This is a genomic window from Methylomonas sp. Uni0011, from assembly GCF_056850255.1.
Genome location: NZ_JBVVNO010000003.1, coordinates 349,381 through 368,500, shown reverse-complemented (window position 1 = coordinate 368,500; position 19,120 = coordinate 349,381). Strand labels below are relative to the sequence as shown.

Below are 19,120 nucleotides of genomic sequence, written 5' to 3'. Positions count from 1 at the left end.
CTGTTGCGCGAGGTTTATCCGGCATTCTTGGCGGCAGTCACCAGCGCATTCACGTCCATCCTCCGCTTGAGTTGGATGTTGCCGAAACCGGCGTCCGCCATCTGTGCCAGCGCGATAGACTCGCGCATCACGTGGTTTTCGGATTCGTCGCTGAACAGATGTATGATCCAATGCTCCAGTAAATCCAAGCGTTCGATGCCGGTTAATACTTTGAAGTAACCGGCGACTTCCTGTTGCGTGGCACGGGTGTGTGCGTCGATGTCGTCCAGGCCGTAGCGGTCGCCGTTGACGAAGATGCCGCCCGGTTTCAACACCCGGTAAATCTCGGCCAACACTTGACGCCGGTAACCCGCTTCGAAGTTATGCAAGGTATAGGCGGATGCCACCGCATCGGCGCTGTCTGCCGGTAAATCGCGCAATGCGCTTAACGCGTCCTGTTCGGAAAAATCGAGCCGCCCCTGTTGCTCCCAGTCTTGCAAGCTCAATTTGGCTTGGTTTTGCATCGCCGGTTCGCTGTCGACACTCAATACCCGACAATTTTCCGCCGCCGACAATATAGCCAGCGTGGTAATACCGGTACCGCCGCCCAACTCGACCACACTGGCCGGGGTAGCGTGGCCCCGGCAAAAATCGCCGATTTCCAAGCCGACCAGACGACTCATTTCCGTCGCGAACGGGCAGATCAGTTTCAGCATGTCGTATTCCCGACCGATCACGCCGGAGAACATCGCATCGAACGGGTTATCGGCACTCATTTATCGTCCTTGAGTTTTTGGCGAGCCTGGTAAGCCGCCAATTGTTCAGGGGTAGCTTCAAGCTGGTATTTTTCCTTCCATTCGGCATACGGCATGCCGTAGACGATCTCCCGAGCCTGTTCGTAATCGACGGCGACACCGCGTTCCGCTGCCGCAGCCGCATACCATTTGGCCAGACAGTTGCGGCAGAAATCGGCGAGGATCATCAATTCGATATTTTGTACTTCGGTGTGCTTTTGCAAGTGGGCAAGCAGTTGTCGGAAAGCAGCGGCCTCCAACTCGGTGCTATGGGTATCTGACATGAAATCCTCCTTTAAATTCGGCATTTTAGCAGCAAAGCCGCCCGGCTCATGTACAATTGCAAACAAAGATTCTACAATGAAGCATCGTTACTTCGGCCCCTAACGTCACTCCAGTGAGCACCATACACAGTTCGTCATTGGCCTACTATCCGGTCGGCTATAAATATCCGCAGGCCGGACCGTCAGACGCCAAACGCGAACAACCGCCGATAGCGATTACCGAAGCGGAGCTGACAAACCGGCAACCGCAAAGCCAACGCCAACCTTCGTCCACCGCGCAAATCCAGGCAGCCTTGGCCGAAACCGAATTGATGCTTGAACCCCGTAACGTACCGACCAATTCGCGCACTTTGAAAGCCCTGAACGCTTATACCGAAAACCGCAACCAACTCGTTCAAGAACAGCTCAACCAAACAATTTCCGGTATCGATCTTTACGCCTAACTATTCTGCTTAACCATCCATCATGAAACCGCTTTTAGAGTTCTTTCCTATCGTTTTGTTTTTTGTCGCCTACAAGCTCTACGACATCTACGTTGCCACCGGCGTCGTGATTGCCGCAACCGTCGTTCAGGTCTGCCTGTACTGGCTGCTCTACCGCAAAGTCGAAACGATGCAATGGATTACGCTGGGATTGATCCTGGTCATGGGCGGCGCCACACTGTATTTGCAAGACGAACAATTCATCAAATGGAAACTGACCATCATCGAATGGTTGTTCGGCGGCGCGTTCTTGGCCAGCCAATTCGTCGGCAATAAAACCTTCATCGAACGTATGATGGGCGCCAATCTGGAGCTGCCGGCTCGTATCTGGAAACGACTGAACCTAAGCTGGGCCTTGTTTTTTATCGGCGTCGGCTTTTTGAATTTATACGTGATGCACCATTACAGCACCGACGACTGGGTCAGCTTCAAGACCTTCGGCGTACCGGGCCTGATGGTGTTGTTTATTGGCGTACAAATGGCATTTCTCTATAAACATGTGCCGACTCCGGAAGCGAAGGAATGATGCTTTACGCCATTATTGCTGAAGACGCGGCCGACAGCCTGAGCAAACGCCTGGCGACACGCCCCGCCCACTTGGCGAGACTACAGGCTTTGCAAGACCAGGGCCGATTGGTGCTGGCCGGGCCGCATCCGGCAATCGACGCCGAAAACCCCGGCGAAGCCGGCTTTAGCGGCAGCCTGATCGTTGCCGAGTTTCCCGATCTGCAGAGCGCCAAGACCTGGGCCGATGCCGATCCCTATTTTGCCGCCGGCGTTTACGCCGGCGTTACCGTCAAACCTTTTAAACAAGTATTTCCCCAATGACTGCCGATATCATCAGACACAAGCTGGAAGACGCTTTCCAGCCGGAATTAATCGAAATTATCGACCATAGCGCCGCGCATGCAGGACATGCCGGAAACCAAGGCGGCGGCCATTACCACGTCACCCTGGTTTCAACGCAGTTCGAAAACAAATCGTTGGTGCAACGCCACCAATTGGTCTACCAAGCCTTGGGCGATATGATGAAGGCTGAGATTCACGCCTTGAGCATTAACGCTTTAACTCCCTCTGAAAACAGCAAAGGAAATTCTTGATATGAAATTGAAACTTGTCCCTCTGGTTCTGGCCGGCGCCGCTCTGCTGCCGGGCTGCTTCGAAGAAAAAGCCAAAGAGGCTGCCCCCGCAACCCCGACAGTCAGCAAGGAAGATGCGGTCGCTTCGGTCAACGGCACCTACATCAGTAAAAAAACCCTGGAAACGTTGGAAAAAGAGATTTCCGAACGTAGCCAAGGCCAAACCTTTCCGAAGGAACAATTATTGGAAGAGTTGATTCAACGCGAATTGTTGATTCAACAGGCGCTGCAGAAGCAGTTGGATAAAACGCCGGAAGTGATCGAGCGGATGGCAACCGTCAGAAATTCCTTGCTGTCGCAAGCAGCGTTGCAGGATTACCTGAAAGCCAACCCGGTCACCGATGAAGAAATCAAAGCCGAATACGATTCGAAAATGGCCAATATGGGCAGCGAATACAAGGCCCGCCATATTCTGGTCAAAACCGAAGACGAAGCCAAAAAATTGATCGCCGAGCTGGATAAAGGCGGCAACTTTAACGAACTGGCTAAAAAACATTCGATCGACCCGATGGGCTCGGAAGGTGGCGATTTAGGCTGGTTTACCGCCGACCGGATGGTGCCGCCATTCTCCGAAGCGGTGGTAGCGCTGGAGAACGGCAAATACAGCAAACAACCGGTGCAAACCCAGTTCGGCTGGCACGTGATTTTGCGCGAAGAATCCAGAGCTTTGACCCCACCGCCGCTGGACGCCGTCAAAGAACAAATCCGGCCGATGTTGCAACGGCAAAAAGCTCAAGCAATGATCGAAAACCTGCGCAAGAACGCAAAAGTGGAAGTGATGTTGCCGCCGACACCGGCTAAACCAGAAGAAGCGCAACCCGCAGCTCCGACCGAACAACCTGCCGCGGCACCGGCCGAGCAGCCAGCCGCCGCCCCATCCGAACCGGCAGCCCCGGCAACGGAAACCAAACCGGCGGACCCGGCAGCCGCAAAATAACCAAACAGCCTGCGTGGCAATACAGGGCGGACAGCCGCCCTGTTCCTCTCAATCCTATAGCAGCGGACTAAGCTGCCTGCGCCCTCAACGCCTGATTTTGGCACTTCTCATCCAACATCGCCTTGATACTGGCGGAACATTTACCGCAAACGCCGCCAGCCCCGGTACACTCCATGACCTGTCTACGACTGCAAACACCCTGGCTGATCGCTTGAGCAACCTGCTTATCGGTAACCGCTTTGCACACGCACACATACATACAAAAATCTCCAGATCATTTTGAATTAATGATAACAATTATCATTTAAAAGTAAAGTGATGCCGGCGGCATTTTTTTCCGATACCGAACTAAGCCAAACGCTCTTAGTCGAAACGCCGGATTACCTTGCGATGCTTAGGAAATTCGCGGGATTGAGCCATGAATCCCAATTGCGTTGGCGGGTTTTTTCGTGCTTAAATACTCTGATAACCTTTTCGTCATTTACAAGAGCCAATGATGCAAGACTATCAAACCCAACAAGCCACTGTGCTGGAAATACTGGACGCTCACCGAACGATGCCGGGCAGCTTATTACCGATTCTGCACGGCATTCAGGACACCCTGGGCTACATTCCTCCGGCTGCCGTGGCAGACATCGCAAGTTCTCTGAATTTGTCGCAAGCCGAAGTACACGGGGTTATTAGTTTTTATCATTACTTCCGCGACACTCCGCCAGGCAAACACACCGTGCGCATCTGCCGTGCCGAATCCTGCCAATCGATGAACAGCACCGCCCTGGAAAACCACGCCAAACAGGTGCTCGGCATCGATTATCACGAAACTACCGCAGACCAAGCCTTCTCGCTGGAACCGGTCTATTGCCTGGGCAATTGCGCCTGCTCGCCATCCATTACGATAGACGACCAAGTATTCGGCCGCGTCACGCCGGATAAATTCGACAGTCTGATTGCAAAATTCAAAGGTGCTTAACATGACCCGCCTGTTTATTTCCCGCGACTCCACCGCGCTGTCACTGGGCGCCGAACAAGTCGCCAACGCCTTCGCTCAACATACGGCCGACCGCGGCCAATCGGTACAAATCGTTCGTAACGGCTCGCGCGGCTTGTTCTGGCTGGAACCTCTGGTAGAAGTCGAAACACCGAATGGCCGCATCGCATACGGCCCGGTGCAGGAAGAAGATGTCGCTTCGCTGCTCGAAGCCGGATTACTGGAAGGAAAATCACATCCGCTTTACCTGGGCAATATCGAAGAACTCCCCTATTTCAAAAACCAAAACCGGCTGACTTTCGCCCGTGTCGGCATCACCGACCCGGTCAGTCTCGAAGACTATCTGGCCAACGACGGCTACAAAGGCCTGAAAAACGCTTTAGCGCTGCAACCGGCCGAAATCGTCAAACATGTTACCGACTCAGGCCTACGCGGCCGCGGCGGCGCAGCATTCCCCACCGGCATCAAATGGAATACCGTGCTGAACGCCACCGGCGACCAGAAATATATCGTTTGCAACGCCGACGAAGGCGACTCTGGCACCTTCTCCGACCGGATGATCATGGAAGGCGATCCGTTTGTACTGATCGAAGGCATGACCATCGCCGGCGTTGCGGTCGGCGCCACCCAAGGTTACATCTATCTGCGCGTCGAATACCCCCACGCCAAAATTGCCTTGAACCAAGCCATCGAAGCCGCCTACAAAAACGGCTATCTGGGCGAAAACATTCAGGGCAGCGGCAAGACTTTCAACTTGGAAGTCCGCAGCGGCGCCGGCGCTTACGTCTGCGGCGAAGAGACATCATTATTGGAAAGCCTGGAAGGCAAACGCGGCCTGGTGCGGTTCAAACCGCCGCTCCCAGCCATCGTTGGCCTGTTCGGCAAACCGACTATCGTCAACAACGTGATTTCTCTGGCGTCCGTGCCGATCATTCTGGACAAGGGCGGCGAGTACTACAAAAATTACGGCATGGGCCGCTCGCGCGGCACGCTGCCGTTGCAACTGGCCGGCAACATCAAACATCCCGGTCTGTTCGAAGCCGCATTCGGTATGACCTTACGCGAACTACTCTACGACTACGGCGGCGGTTCCGCCAGCGGTCGACCGATCCGCGCCGTGCAGGTCGGCGGCCCGTTGGGCGCCTACATGCCGGAAAGCCAATTCGATACACCGCTGGATTACGAAGCCTTCGCCGCCATCGGCGCGGTTTTGGGCCACGGCGGTTTGGTCGTTCACGACGACACCACCAATCTGGCAGACATGGCCCGTTACGCGATGGAATTCTGCGTCGAGGAATCCTGCGGCAAATGCACGCCGTGCCGGATCGGCTCGACCCGCGGCGTCGAAGTCATCGACCGCATCGTCGCCAACGTCGACAAGGCCAAAAACACCGAATTGCTGCGCGACCTGTGCGACACGATGTTGTGCGGCTCGCTGTGCGCGATGGGCGGCATGACACCGTATCCGGTGTTGAGCGCATTGAACCATTTCCCCGAAGACTTTGGCTTACACCCCGCCAAAGCCTGATCTATCCTCCCGGAGGTAGCTATGTCATTAAACAACGAAATCGACTACGGCACGCCGGCCAGCGCGTCGGCCGAACAAGTCTCCCTGGAAATCGACGGCCACAAGGTGACCGTCAATGCCGGTACTTCGGTAATGCGCGCGGCCGCCGAAGCCGGCATCAGCATTCCGAAATTGTGCGCCACAGACCGTTTGGATCCATTCGGCTCTTGCCGGATGTGTCTGGTACAAATCGAAGGCGCGCGCGGCTACCCCGCTTCCTGTACCACACCGGTTGCGGCCGGCATGAAGGTGACCACGCAAAACGAAAAGTTGGCGAAGCTGCGTAAAGGCATTGCCGAGCTGTATATCTCCGACCATCCGCTGGATTGCTTGACCTGCTCCGCCAACGGCAATTGCGAACTGCAAGATACGGTCGGCGCGGTCGGTCTGCGCGAAGTGCGTTACGGTTTCGAAGGCGAAAACCATCTGCAGGCCGAAAAAGACGAAAGCAACCCCTATTTCTCGTTCGACCCGTCCAAATGCATCGTTTGTTCGCGTTGCGTCAGAGCCTGTGAAGAAGTGCAAGGTACCTTTGCGTTGACGATCGACGGCCGCGGCTTCGAATCGAAAGTCTCTCCGGGCCAAAACCAGCCCTTCATGGAATCCGAGTGTGTCTCCTGCGGCGCCTGCGTCCAAGCCTGCCCGACGGCAACGCTGATGGAGAAAGCCGTGATCGACCACGGCCAACCCGAACATAGCACGATTACCACCTGCGCCTATTGCGGCGTCGGCTGCTCGTTCAAAGCCGAGATGAAAGGCGAACAACTGGTGCGCATGGTCCCGGACAAAAACGGCCAAGCCAACCACGGCCATTCCTGCGTGAAAGGCCGCTTCGCCTTCGGTTACGCCACCCATAAAGACCGCATCACTAAACCGATGGTGCGCGATAAAATTACCGACCCGTGGCGCGAAGTTAGCTGGGAAGAAGCGATCGAAACTGCGGCCAGCCGTTTGCAAGCGATTCAAGCCAAATACGGCAAAGATGCGGTTGGCGGCATTACTTCCTCCCGCTGCACCAACGAAGAGACTTACCTGGTACAAAAACTGATCCGCGCCGGTTTCGGTAACAACAACGTCGACACCTGCGCCCGCGTTTGCCATTCGCCGACCGGTTACGGCTTGAAAACCACCTTCGGCGAATCCTCGGGCACGCAAACCTTTGATTCGGTGTTGCAATCCGACGTAATCCTGGTAATCGGCGCCAACCCAACCGACGGCCATCCGGTATTCGGTTCGTTGATGAAACGCCGCCTGCGCCAAGGCGCCAAATTGATCGTGGTTGACCCGCGCGAAATCGACTTGGTGCGCAACAGCCCGCACATCAGAGCCGATTACCACCTGAAACTGCGCCCCGGTACCAACGTCGCCGTGGTCACCGCATTGGCTCACGTCATCGTTACTGAAGGCTTGGTCGACGAAGCGTTTGTCAACGAACGTTGCGACGTCGAGTCCTTCGCCAAATGGCGCAGCTTCGTCGCCAAACCGGAAAACTCTCCGGAAGCCGTAGCCGAATTGACCGGCGTACCCGCTGAATTGCTGCGCGGCGCGGCGCGTTTATATGCCACCGGCGGCAACGGCGCGATCTACTACGGCTTGGGCGTTACCGAACACAGCCAAGGTTCGACCACAGTAATCGGCATCGCCAACTTGGCGATGGCTACCGGCAACATCGGCCGCGAAGGCGTCGGCGTCAACCCGTTGCGCGGCCAGAACAATGTGCAAGGTTCTTGCGACATGGGCTCGTTCCCGCACGAATTCGTCGGCTACCGCCACGTGTCGGACGGTGCCACCCGCGCCCAATTCGAAGCGGAATGGGGCGTCAGCCTGGCTTCCGAACCCGGCCTGCGGATTCCGAATATGTTCGCCGCCGCGATCGAAGGCAGCTTCAAAGGCCTGTACGTACAAGGCGAGGACATCGCCCAATCCGACCCGGACATCAACCACGTTCACCACGCCCTGCGCGAACTGGAATGCCTGATCGTGCAAGACATTTTCCTCAACGAAACCGCCAAGTTCGCCCACGTGTTCCTGCCCGGCTCATCGTTCCTGGAGAAAAACGGTACCTTCACTAATGCCGAACGGCGGATTTCGCCGGTGCGTAAAGTCATGAAGCCCCTAGCCGGTAAAGAGGATTGGGAAGTAACCCAAGACCTGTCCAACGCGCTAGGCTATCCGATGAATTATGCTCATCCTTCGGAAATCATGGACGAGATCGCTCGCCTGACCCCGCAATTTGCCGGTGTCAGCTACGCGAAAATCGACGAAATGGGCAGCATCCAATGGCCTTGCAACGAGGAACACCCGGACGGCACGCCAATCATGCACGCCGATCAGTTCGTACGCGGCAAGGGCCGTTTCCTGTTGACCGAGTATGTAGCGACCAGTGAACGCACCAACAGCAAATATCCGCTGATTCTGACTACCGGTCGCATTTTGTCGCAATACAACGTCGGCGCCCAAACCCGTCGTACCGAAAACGTGGCATGGCATCAGGAGGATCGTCTGGAAATCCATCCGCACGATGCTGAAGTTCTGGGTATCGCGGACGGCGACTGGTGCGGCGTCAAAAGCCGGTCGGGCGAGACCGTGCTACGGGCACTGGTTACTGACCGGATGCAGCCGGGCGTGGTCTACACCACTTTCCACTTCCCGCATTCCGGCGCGAACGTGATCACCACCGACAACTCGGACTGGGCCACCAATTGCCCGGAATACAAGGTTACGGCGGTACACGTCGCGAAAGTGGCACAACCGTCCGAATGGCAGAAGGAATACCAGGCCTTCTCCGACGACCAGCAGTCCTTGCTGGATAACCGTATCGTCACCGCCGGCTAAATCCAAGCAAAACCTAGCATGGATCCAGTACCCGCGGAACTTGGCTGGACCAGCTATCGGACCGGAACGTTCGATAGCTGGCGCGGCCCGGAGCATAGCCGCAAACAGGACTACGTCGCCGAAGAGGTGCCGGTAGTCCTGGTCTACAACACGATACCTCACGTGGTCATGCTGACCACACCGCTCAATCTCGAGGATTTCGGCCTTGGCTTCAGCTTGACCGAAGACATCGTCCGTCATCCGTCCGAGATCCAGTCAATCAAGGTAGTACAGCGCTCCAAGGGCATCGAAGTCCGCATGCAAATTCCCGAGGAACGTTTCGATAAACTGCACGGCAAAGGCAAAAACCTGACCGGCCGCACCGGCTGCGGCTTGTGCGGGGCTACGACGTTGGAACAAGCCATCCGTCCGCCACGCACGGTTGGCAAAGGCTTGGTTCTGGACGCACCGCTACTGCGCGACGCTTTTGAAACGATGCGTCAGCAACAAGCGTTGAATTTATTGACCGGGGCCGTACACGCCGCCGCGTGGCTAGATTCCGAAAAAGGCATAACCGCGGTGCGCGAAGACGTCGGCCGCCACAATGCACTGGACAAGCTGATCGGTGCATTGGCGAAAGGCGGCTGCGATTTTTCCGCCGGCTGGCTGTTGGTCACCAGCCGTGCCAGTTACGAAATGGTACAAAAAGCCGCCAGCGTCGGCATCACCTTGCTGGCCGCGATCTCGGCGCCGACCGCCCTCGCGATCCGTTTGGCGGACGAGTGCGGATTGACCCTGGTCGGCTTTACCCGCAACGATAACCACACGATTTATACTCATCCTTTTCGCCTACAACATTTACAAACATCCGTCGCATAGCATCATGGACAATCACAGCAATTTGATCAAAATGGCTAACAACATTGGCGCCTTTTTTAAATCCGAACCGGAGCACGATGTTGCCGTAGCCGGCGTCGAACAACACATCCGCAATTTCTGGGAACCCAGAATGCGCAAGCAAATCGTCGAATACATCCAGCACGGCGGCAACGAATTGCTCGACATCGTCGCCGAAGCCGTCAAACGCATCGCCCAAAAGCCCTAATTTTTACCGATCAACAAAGGATAGGTCTCGGCTAGTCCCCCTATCCTCCACCCTCCAAAGACTTCAGAACCTGCCGGAAACGCTAGGCTTATTCCGGCTTATATCATTTGTTGAACTGTCGCATGCAAAATGCCCACCGGGCTAAACTGCACGGAATGTTCAACCGATAATCGCCGACTTTGCAACAACGAGAAAAGGTACCAGCGCGAAGATCAACATCATCGACGTGTTAAACCAAGTAGAGAGATAATTTCTGCGGTGACCGCCAATCTTAAGAAAAAAGATCAGCAGAAAAACCGGCATATAGCGAGACATTAGGCCGATGAAGCCAAACTCGGAAGCCATAAGGGGTGAGAGTTCTGCTGACACCCAGATTGCAACGTAAATAGCGCTGGCTATAACAAAAATAAGTCCTTCGCGTGATCCAAACAACGCCTTTGACAAATAATCTCGCATCAATGAAGTTCCTCCACAGTTTCAGAATTTGTTACTGCAAAGTGTAGTTCAGCTCAACAAGTAGGTCGGCTTAATCTGATTGATAGTCTTGTTCCAATGGAAACATCGTAAGTCTGTTCACCCTAGCCCTCCATAACTAACCCGTTGAAGCCGCGAGATCCTCCACCAAACCTGCCGGAAACGCTACGCTTATTCCGGCCTACATCTGTATGGACTCCCACGGATGACCGTGAGAACCAGGAACACCGGGAAGTCGGGACGGTTTTCCGCCCCTGATGACGCGCCGAGCACCGGAGGATTTGGCGAGAAGCTGCCCGTAGGGGAGCGGCAGGGATGCCGCTCGTTTTCGGAGGGCTTGGACAGCCCTTCCGAAAACCCTCGCCAAATCCGCAGGAGCGCAGGACCAACGCGGCATGGGCTGGCTTGCTGACTCACGTCATCCGGGCGCTCGCACTTCGTGCGCCGATGGCGTCCAAATCCGCTCCCGGCGGATTTGTCTTTGGATACTTTCTTTTGGCCGAAAATTGCTCCTGCATTTTCGGCATTCGCCACATCCATGTGGCTCGCCAAACAAAAGAAAGTATCGCGGTTGTCGGTCCGCGAACCGACATTCAAAGCAAGCGTCGCGTTAGCGACACAAGACCCGAACCACGACTTTTAACCGCGTGGGCACAAAATGCCGTGCCCACCCTACTCGGCTTCATCTCGCACGGTGCGCTTGGTGGGTCTCTTGCAGAAATAAGGCGAGAGTCGAAGCAGCACCGACTGCCAACCTCGCGTGACGGGATTCGAGCCCCTTCGAGTTAGCGGCTTTGCCATGGCCAGTGCCAAACTTGTTTCGTATCTCTGCGAGACTCTGCGTGATAGTTCCAAGATTGCCGAGAAGTCGGCGTAGGGATTCGACCGCCGCATCGTCGTCCGCGATATCGTTTGGGGTCAACTTCAACTCCCTGGTCGTGAGCTTGACCAGCTGGGCAAGATCAAGGGATACCAGCGCATCAACCTTCAGCTCTGCAAGTATTGTTCGGCAGACCGTCTCAACAAGCTCCTTCGCTGTGCCGATGGCAAGATCGGGATCACCATCGATCGCGGACTCCATCCGCGTGATCTGGCGCGTAATATAAGAAATACCACCTTCAGGTAACGAGCCCTTCAGCGATTTTACAGACGTCACCTCGACCGCCTGCGCCTGCCGCGCCGCGAACACCGGGCGGCCCGACATGCGGGCCCGTTCGACCAGTTCGTATCCATCCTGTCGTAAGAAGTGGTTGTACGTCTGGCGGAGTCTTTCTACCTCCTCAGGATCACTGCGCACGACGGGGTGAATCGTCTCGCATAGGAAAGTCAAAAACTGATCGTCGTCCGTGTAACGCAAATCGAAACGGGAGTCGTAGAATACCCAGTCGTCTTCCCAGTCGTTTGGATTGTTCACGCGGTGCTGCCAAATGTCACGATAGGCTGTCCTGAAGCGGTAGTCCTTCGACGGCAGTGCGTTCACGTCGAAGATTCGAGCCAAAAAGTCTGGCTCTTCCAGTCGCCCCGCCCACTGTACCTTCTCAAGCACCATGAAGTCGATTAGGTCGCGCCGAGTTGCCTCTGAAATTCGCTTGGTCATGCTCAAACTACTGATTTCAATGACGCCTGACAAGCTATTAAGCAACTAACCGCATATCTACGCATAACTGCGCCTCGCACCTGTTTATCATTGATCCACAACTAATTTTAATCTCCGTATATTATCAATGACCCGTCATATCCCCAATTGAGCTTGAATTGGCGCGAGCTATCAAGCGCCCAGACTAGGCAGCTTGCGATCGGAAAGCCCGCCATCCCAAACCGGACGGCAGGCTTTTTCCCAAACGGCCCGAATAACGCCCCTAATCCGCCAAACTGACAGGCTGCACCTCAGCCGGCAATTGCGTACCCAGATATTTGTTCAACTGGCCCTTGCTCGCCAGAATCCGGTATTGCGAGAACAACTCGTCGTACTTGGCGTTGATCAGCGAACTTTTGGCGATATACATTTCGTTGAAGGTATCGAGCAAGTCCAACAAGGTGCGCTGGCCGATGTTGAATTGCTGCTGGTAGGCGGTAATGGTTTTTTCAGCAGACTCGGCATGCTGTTTGAAAAAATCCATCTGGCTTTTCACGGTCTCATACGCCACCCACGACAAGCGCATGCTTTCCACCACTTGCCGATGGGTGTTATCGCGGATGTCCTTGGCCTGATTAATTAATTGCGCGGTTTGTTCGCGGCGGGCGATGTCCTTGCCGCCGTTGAAGATGTTGTAGCGCATGCGCAGCATTGCCGTCATGTCGGAGTTGGTGCCGCGGATGCCGTCCAGATTGTAGTTGTGGCTGACGCCGGTCTCGATATCGAAGCGCGGGAAATACGGCGCCTTCGCGGTTTCGTGCTGAGCGAAGGCCGATTCGATATCGGAGTTGGCCGATTTCAGAATCGGATGTTCGGCCAGGGCTTCGTCGATGGCTTGCTCCATCGTCGCCGGCAACGCCGCGGTCGGCGCGGCCACCGGCTCGACCGCATCCGGCAGGATGCCGATCACCCGTTGAAAGCCGGTTTCGGCGTCTCTCAGATTACCGGTTTCGGACCAAACATTCTTTTCGGCCAATGCCACCCGACCCATGGATTGGTCGACGTCGGCGCGTTTACCGACGCCGCGCTCGCTCCGCAATTTGATCTGCTCGTTGGTGCGCAAATGCAATTGCAGGTTGTCCTTGGCCAGATTCAGTAGTTCCTGGCGGCGCAATACTTTCAAATAAGCTTCGACGCCTTCCAGCGCGGTGATTTCGGATTGGCCGAATACGGTATAAGCACGCGAATCGGTGCGCTTTTCCTGACGTTCGACTTCGTTCGGCGTCGCCAAGCCGTCGAACAGCATTTGCCTGACTTGAATCGCGCCTTCTTCGCGATGGTAAAACACTGAGCCGTCGCCGCGGCCGCGGGTGGTCGGATTGTTGGACTCCTCCCAGCCGATACCGGCTGTCACATCGACGGTGGGAAAGTAGCCAGCCCTGGCCTGGTCGATTTCCTCTTCGACCGCACGCCGTTCCGACTTGGCAGCCTGGATTTTCGGGTTATCGTCCAGAACTTTTTGTATCGATTGCTGCAAGCTCAATGCGTGACTCGCAGTTACACAGCCCATCTGCATGGCTACGCCGATGCCAATTCCCAAAGCAAGTTTCATGACGTTCCTCTCTGATATTGATCGATCTCTTTCAACAATATGGCCAAGCGCAATCTATCGTCGACTTCCAGTTTCCTAAAAATCGAAGATAAATGGGCTTTCACCGTCCGTTCCGATATATTCAACGCCAACGCGATGCGTTTATTGCTTTCGCCCTGGCGTATCATATTTGCCACTTCCAATTCGCGGGCCGACAACGCGGCCAGCATCTGCAGTTTTCGATCGCAATCCACCGTACTGGCGGGTGCCGACTGCATTCGCCGAGCCCCGGTCAGAGCGCCGATCACTTTCGGTACCAGCGCCCGGCGGATCCAGATGTCGCCAGCCAGGATGCTGGCAACGGCCCGCGCCAACAGAGCAGGCGCCTCCGCCTGCTCGCAATAACCGGCTGCACCGTTGATCAAAATGTTGATTTGCTTCTCTTCCGGCCAGTCGGAACCAATCACCAAGAAGCGGGTCCGTTTATTGGCAAAAACCGTCAGCAGGCTGGCGTCCTCGTCCAGCTTTTTGGCATCAAAGATGACGGCGTCGGCCTGAAAATCGCTGCGAATGCTGTGGAGCATACTGACACTGTACTCAGCCAGTAACGCATGCGTCCATTGCGCGGTCAACTGAGGGTTATTGGAATAAATCAGTATGTTAGCCACAGTGAGTAGTATGAATATCGTCTAAAGTTATCGTTCTCTGAAGGCCCGATCTCTGGCTTTCAATATCGGTTTCAACAGGTAGTCCAGTACGGTTTTCTTGCCGGTCAAAATATCGACTTCCGCCGTCATCCCGGCAATGATATCAAGACGTTGGCCGTTTTTTTCCAGATAATTCCTTGCCGTCCGCAAGCGGATCAAGTAATAGTTTTCCTCGTCCTTGCGCTCACCCGGAATGCTGTCGGCGCTGATATGCTCCAACGTCGCATCCAGACCGCCGTATATCGAAAAATCGTACGCGCTTAGTTTTACCACAGCTGGTTGTCCGGGGTGAAGAAAAGCAATATCGGCCGGGCGGATTTTGGCTTCGATCAGGAGTTGGTCTTCCACCGGCACGATTTCCAGCAAATCCATGCCGGGCTGGATCACGCCACCGACCGTCGCCACTTTGATGCGTTTGACCGTGCCCTTCACCGGCGACAACACCCGGGTGCGGCTGACGCGGTCTTCCAGCGCCACTGCCGATTCCGACGTGCGGTCCAGTTCGGCCTTGACTTCGTTCAACTCCTTCAACGCTTCGGTGCGGTAGCGGATTTTGATTTCCGCCAGTTTATTGCGCGCTTCGTCCAACGACGAACGCAAGCGCGGTATCGCCAGATTGGCCGAATTCAAATCGCCCTTCAAATCGTTGGCGGCGCGCTGCAGCCTGAGCAATTCCACTTGCGACATGGCGCCGTCGGCCACCAACGGCTCCGACATTTTTACCTCGTCCTGCAATAAGTGGTAGCTGCGAGCCAATTGCTCGCTCTTCGATTGCAGCTCGACAATTTCCTGCTCTTTTTGCCGGACTTGCTCGGCAAGGATATCGCTGTTGGATTTGAGTTCGTTTTGCCGCGACAGCAGCAATTGCTTGGCGTTTTCGACAATCTGCGGTGCATGCTTTGCCACGTCGGCCGGGATCTGCAGCGGCGTGCCGTTGATTTCGGCATTCAGCCGCGCGGTGGCGGCCAGCAGCTCGTAATATTTCAGTTTGGTTTCCTTGAACGACGAGGCGAATCTGACTTCGTCCAATTGCAGCAGCACCTGGTCTTTTTCCACCAGTTGTCCTTCCTGCACCAGAATGTCGGAAACGATGCCGCCCTCCAGATTCTGCACCACCTGAACCTGGCTGGAGGGAATGGTTTTTCCCTGGCCGCGGGTCACTTCGTCGATAGGAGCAAACCCGGCCCAGATTAAGGCGATCACCACAAAAGCCAGCGTCAGCCACAGAATCAGGTGGCCTTGCAGCGGCACTTCGTACAGATTGGCCGCGTTGACGTCGTTCAGAAAATTCTGATCTTCGGCGCGGTAACGCTTGGCAGCCCGCCATGCGGCGATCTTCTGCAACAGCGTCATGCCGCAACCTTGATCTGGCCCTGGCGCAAGGCTTCCAGCACATGATCTTTCGGACCGTCAGCCACGATATGGCCGCCATCCATTACGATCAGCCGGTCGACCAAGCTCAACAGCGACATGCGATGCGTGACCAAAATCAGCGTCTGGCCTTGGAGCTCGGCGGCAAAACGCTGTTTGAAACCTTCCTCGCTACTGTTGTCCATCGCATTGGTCGGTTCGTCCAATACGAAAATCGGCGGCGACAACACCAGCGCTCTGGCCAATGCGATGCTCTGGCGCTGGCCGCCGGATAAATTGGCACCACCTTCGCCGACCTGCAAATCGAAACCGGCCGGATGTTTGTTCACGAACGCGTCGACGCCGGCAATCCGCGCCGCTCGCAACACTTGTTGGTCGTCGGCGAAACCGGAACCGAGCGTGATATTGTCTTTGACACTGCCGTAGAGTAACGAAATATCTTGCGGCACATAACCGATCTGGCGGCGCAAGTCGGCCGGATCGAGTTGGCGGATATCGGTGCCGTCGATCAATACCGCCCCCTGTCGGACCTGGTAAAGGCCTAGGATCAGGCGCTCCAGCGTACTCTTGCCGGAGCCGATGCGGCCGATGACGCCGACCCGTTCGCCGGCTTTAATTTTGAACGAGACGCCTTCCAGTGCGTTGACCGGCTGCTGCGGGTAATTGAACACCACGTTTTTGAATTCGATATCGCCGGCAAAGCGCGGCCGATGCAAATAGTCGCGCCCGGCTTCACGTTCGACCGGCAATGCCATCATCCGGGTCAAGGAATCCAGCGCCGCGCGCGCCTGATGATAGCGGGTCAACAGTGCCGCGACCTGGCCGACCGGCGCCAAAGCGCGCGAGGTCAACATCGTGCAAGCCACCAGCCCGCCGGTGGTCAAATCGCCGTCGGCAATCAGGTAAACGCCCGCCACGACCACCATCACCGAGGCCAATTGCTGAAAGAATGCGGTTAAGTTGACCGCCAATCCGGAGTAGAACCGCGACTTCAAACCCAAGCGTGCGATCTCGCCGATGCCTTTTTCCCAACGCGCCTGCAACTGACCTTCGGCGCCGGCGGCTTTGATCGTCTCCAGATTGGTAAGCGCTTCGACCAGCGAGGCGTTTTTCTCGGCGCCGGCTTTAAACAGGGCTTGAATCGTAGCCTTCAACGGTGCTTGCAAGGTGACGCCGATCAACACCGCCAGCGGCAATATGCCGAACGGAATCCAAGCCAGATGGCCGCCGATGCTGGAGATAATCAACAAAAACAGTACCAGAAACGGCAGATCGATCAGGGTTGCGAGGGTCGCCGAGGTTAAAAATTCGCGAAACGACTCGAATTCGCTCAGATTATTGGCAAAACCGCCGACCGAGGCCGGCTTGGCCTCCATCCGTAACCCCATCAGTTTCTCGAAAATAGTCGCGGACAGGATGATATCGGCCCGCTTGCCGGCCGAATCTATAAAGTAGCTGCGGAGCAATTTCATCGCCAATTCGAAACCGAATACAATCAAAATACCGATCGCCAGCACCCACAGAGTCTCCAAGGCGCGGTTCGGTACCACCCGATCGTAAACGTTCATAAAAAACAGCGGCGTCGCTAACGCGAACAGATTCACCAGTAACGACGCCGCCACCACTTCAGCGTAAATCGGCCAGGACTTGGCGATAACATCCCAAAACCAATGCTTGGCTTTTGGCAGCGCGGATTCCTCGCTTCTGGCATCGAAGCGGTGGTTAAGTTGCACGAAGAACGCCATACCGCTGTACAAGGCCTCCAGTTCGCCGGCATCGACGATTTTTTCGCCGCTTTCGGTTTCCGGCACGACGACGCTACAGCGATCGCCTTCCCTGCCAACCAGAACGCAGGTGTTGCCGTCCTTCAGCAACAGTACGACCGGCAATACCAGATTGGAAATCCGCGCCAAAGGTCTACGCAGCAGGCTGCTGCGCAAGCCGGCGCGCTCGGCGGCACGTTGGAACAATTCCGGAGTGAGTTTATGATTCTGCAACGGCAAACCCGCCACCAGCGCAGTCTCGGTTTGCGGAATATGCAGAATTTTGCAGACCGAGAGCAGTGCCAGCAATAGCGGATCGTCAAACTTGGGATTGGCAGGTCCTACACTCTGCAGGCTATCGGGCATGGGGTTATTGGGTCGGTAGTGATTATTTTTATAGTGGAACCGGTCCGGCTTCGGCTCCAGATTATAAATTGATTAAGATCACATTCCTACCAACACTTGTACCCAAGTCCAATTTACTTTGAAATTTACAGATCTCCAGCGTTGTCGCAGCCGATCAACTCCCTCACTAACGCCGTAGCATAACTGCCGGCCGGCAGCGAAAAAACTAACCGCAGGCCCTGGCTTTCCCAGTTCCAGCGCAGTTCGCCCGGTATCGCCCGCAATGCCCGACGGTCGGCGGCATCCGCATGATCTCGCAAGCCCTCGACCAATAGCGGATTATTGTTTAAAACCGATTGTTCTATTTCGCCGGCATCGGCCACGGCAAACAAGCCGGATTTGCCGTACAGCACGGCGGTCGGATGAATCTCGCCGGCCACCACCCGCGCTGACAGGCCGGCATCCGCCGCTTCGTCGGCAAACACGCTATTGCTTGCCGCCAGCTTGAACACATCACCGGCTAAAGCGCGGTTCCAGCAGCCTTGGCGGACGCGCTCGGCCAGGATCAGATTGAACAAATAGGAACGGGCAGCGGACAGATAGATCGATGCTTGCTCGCGTTTAATTTTGGCGCCGCCGAACAGCGTCAGAGCTTTCTCGAGGTTGCGCCCTTGGTGGCCGAAGCGTTGCGGGCCGAAGTAATTGGGGAAGCCTTGCGCTTGGATTTGCCGCAGTTGGGATTCGGTTTGCGTGCGGTCGCCCTGCCAGTTGCGGAGCAGAATTTCGAAACGGTTGCCGACCAACACGCCGCGCTTCAGTTTGCGCGGATGGCGAACCGCTTGCAGGACTGTTAGCGTTTCCGATTCGACCGCCGACCAATCGGGATCGTCTTTGCCCGGCAGCCAGACGCTGAACCATTGCCGGGTGCGGCCATGGCGGTCTTTCAGGCCGGCATAGCCGATATCGCGCTGACGGACGCCGGCATGGCGGGCCAGCAAGCGCGCGACATATTCGGTGTTTTCGCCGATTTTTTCGATGAATAGAAAGACATGTTCGCCGTAGCCTTCCGGTTCGAAGCCAAGGATTTCTTCGACGATGAAGTCGTCGGGAGTGGTTTTGATTTCGCCAATGCCGGATGGGCCGCCGTGGGCGTATGGCCCGCAAATTAAATCAAAACCGCTTGATTCCAAATTTAACGGCAAGC

Annotated in this window: 20 protein-coding genes; 10 read left to right on the top strand and 10 right to left on the bottom strand. The window is 55.8% G+C overall.

The window, feature by feature from the left end:
• Positions 1–14 precede the first annotated feature (14 nt).
• Entirely contained in the window at positions 15–755 is a 741-nt protein-coding gene (locus AC0IM9_RS06935) for a class I SAM-dependent methyltransferase (RefSeq protein ID WP_140913046.1), read from the bottom strand.
• Positions 752–1,057, bottom strand: a complete 306-nt coding sequence (locus AC0IM9_RS06930; RefSeq protein ID WP_140913045.1) for a DUF1244 domain-containing protein — start codon at positions 1,055–1,057, stop codon at positions 752–754. The genes AC0IM9_RS06935 and AC0IM9_RS06930 overlap by 4 nt, the downstream gene beginning before the upstream one ends.
• Positions 1,058–1,170: 113 nt before the next feature.
• Here AC0IM9_RS06930 and AC0IM9_RS06925 point away from each other — a divergent pair, with 113 nt between their 5' ends.
• From AC0IM9_RS06925 to AC0IM9_RS06905, 5 genes are read left to right on the top strand one after another with little or no spacing between them, the layout of a single operon-like run.
• Positions 1,171–1,500 (top strand): hypothetical protein, encoded by a 330-nt coding sequence (locus AC0IM9_RS06925; protein WP_140913044.1) that lies wholly within the window; start codon positions 1,171–1,173, stop codon positions 1,498–1,500.
• Between the two features lie 22 nt (positions 1,501–1,522).
• Positions 1,523–2,065 (top strand): septation protein A, encoded by a 543-nt coding sequence (locus AC0IM9_RS06920; RefSeq protein ID WP_140913043.1) that lies wholly within the window; start codon positions 1,523–1,525, stop codon positions 2,063–2,065.
• Positions 2,065–2,367, top strand: a complete 303-nt coding sequence (locus tag AC0IM9_RS06915) for a YciI family protein (protein WP_482803541.1) — start codon at positions 2,065–2,067, stop codon at positions 2,365–2,367. The genes AC0IM9_RS06920 and AC0IM9_RS06915 overlap by 1 nt, the downstream gene beginning before the upstream one ends.
• Positions 2,364–2,639, top strand: coding sequence for a BolA family protein (locus AC0IM9_RS06910; RefSeq protein ID WP_278209290.1), 276 nt, complete (start codon positions 2,364–2,366; stop codon positions 2,637–2,639). Before AC0IM9_RS06915 ends, AC0IM9_RS06910 begins: the two co-directional genes overlap by 4 nt.
• A gap of 1 nt (position 2,640) precedes the next feature.
• Positions 2,641–3,615, top strand: coding sequence for a peptidylprolyl isomerase (locus AC0IM9_RS06905; protein ID WP_482803503.1), 975 nt, complete (start codon positions 2,641–2,643; stop codon positions 3,613–3,615).
• Positions 3,616–3,682: 67 nt separating this feature from the next.
• On the opposite strand, the gene AC0IM9_RS06900 is transcribed toward AC0IM9_RS06905, so the two are convergent.
• Positions 3,683–3,874 carry a (2Fe-2S)-binding protein gene (locus AC0IM9_RS06900; protein ID WP_140913040.1) on the bottom strand — a complete coding sequence of 64 codons (192 nt, stop codon included), beginning with the start codon at positions 3,872–3,874 and terminating at the stop codon, positions 3,683–3,685.
• 237 nt (positions 3,875–4,111) lie between these two features.
• Between AC0IM9_RS06900 and AC0IM9_RS06895 the strand changes: the two genes are divergently transcribed.
• The 5 genes from AC0IM9_RS06895 to AC0IM9_RS06875 are packed head-to-tail and all read left to right on the top strand — an operon-like array spanning position 4,112 to position 10,089.
• Positions 4,112–4,585, top strand: a complete 474-nt coding sequence (locus AC0IM9_RS06895; protein ID WP_445372987.1) for a formate dehydrogenase subunit gamma — start codon at positions 4,112–4,114, stop codon at positions 4,583–4,585.
• A 1-nt stretch (position 4,586) separates the two neighbouring features.
• The gene (locus AC0IM9_RS06890; RefSeq protein ID WP_482803502.1) at positions 4,587–6,131 is read left to right on the top strand and encodes a formate dehydrogenase beta subunit; all 1,545 of its coding nucleotides are present in this window, start codon (positions 4,587–4,589) and stop codon (positions 6,129–6,131) included.
• Positions 6,132–6,152: 21 nt separating this feature from the next.
• Complete coding sequence (fdhF, locus tag AC0IM9_RS06885) at positions 6,153–9,005, top strand: formate dehydrogenase subunit alpha (RefSeq protein WP_482803501.1); 2,853 nt, start codon at positions 6,153–6,155, stop codon at positions 9,003–9,005.
• 18 nt (positions 9,006–9,023) lie between these two features.
• Positions 9,024–9,863: a formate dehydrogenase accessory sulfurtransferase FdhD gene (gene fdhD, locus AC0IM9_RS06880; RefSeq protein WP_278209294.1), complete on the top strand. Its 840-nt coding sequence runs from the start codon at positions 9,024–9,026 to the stop codon at positions 9,861–9,863.
• A 4-nt stretch (positions 9,864–9,867) separates the two neighbouring features.
• Positions 9,868–10,089, top strand: a complete 222-nt coding sequence (locus tag AC0IM9_RS06875; protein ID WP_140913036.1) for a formate dehydrogenase subunit delta — start codon at positions 9,868–9,870, stop codon at positions 10,087–10,089.
• Between the two features lie 159 nt (positions 10,090–10,248).
• Here AC0IM9_RS06875 and AC0IM9_RS06870 read toward each other — a convergent pair whose 3' ends face one another.
• The 7 genes from AC0IM9_RS06870 to truD all read right to left on the bottom strand — a co-directional run bounded on the left by AC0IM9_RS06870 (position 10,249) and on the right by truD (position 19,106).
• A complete protein-coding gene (locus tag AC0IM9_RS06870; RefSeq protein ID WP_482803500.1) occupies positions 10,249–10,545 on the bottom strand; it encodes a hypothetical protein in 297 nt (98 codons plus the stop codon).
• Positions 10,546–11,245: 700 nt separating this feature from the next.
• A complete protein-coding gene (locus AC0IM9_RS06865) occupies positions 11,246–12,160 on the bottom strand; it encodes an abortive infection family protein (protein WP_482803499.1) in 915 nt (304 codons plus the stop codon).
• Between the two features lie 262 nt (positions 12,161–12,422).
• Positions 12,423–13,751 (bottom strand): TolC family outer membrane protein, encoded by a 1,329-nt coding sequence (locus AC0IM9_RS06860; RefSeq protein WP_482803498.1) that lies wholly within the window; start codon positions 13,749–13,751, stop codon positions 12,423–12,425.
• Positions 13,748–14,398: a response regulator transcription factor gene (locus tag AC0IM9_RS06855; RefSeq protein ID WP_278209298.1), complete on the bottom strand. Its 651-nt coding sequence runs from the start codon at positions 14,396–14,398 to the stop codon at positions 13,748–13,750. Before AC0IM9_RS06855 ends, AC0IM9_RS06860 begins: the two co-directional genes overlap by 4 nt.
• Positions 14,399–14,425: 27 nt before the next feature.
• Complete coding sequence (locus AC0IM9_RS06850) at positions 14,426–15,790, bottom strand: HlyD family type I secretion periplasmic adaptor subunit (RefSeq protein ID WP_482803497.1); 1,365 nt, start codon at positions 15,788–15,790, stop codon at positions 14,426–14,428.
• Positions 15,787–17,937, bottom strand: a complete 2,151-nt coding sequence (locus AC0IM9_RS06845; RefSeq protein WP_482803496.1) for a type I secretion system permease/ATPase — start codon at positions 17,935–17,937, stop codon at positions 15,787–15,789. Before AC0IM9_RS06845 ends, AC0IM9_RS06850 begins: the two co-directional genes overlap by 4 nt.
• Before the next feature lie 125 nt (positions 17,938–18,062).
• Positions 18,063–19,106, bottom strand: a complete 1,044-nt coding sequence (truD, locus tag AC0IM9_RS06840; protein ID WP_482803495.1) for a tRNA pseudouridine(13) synthase TruD — start codon at positions 19,104–19,106, stop codon at positions 18,063–18,065.
• Between the last annotated feature and the right edge of the window lie 14 nt (positions 19,107–19,120).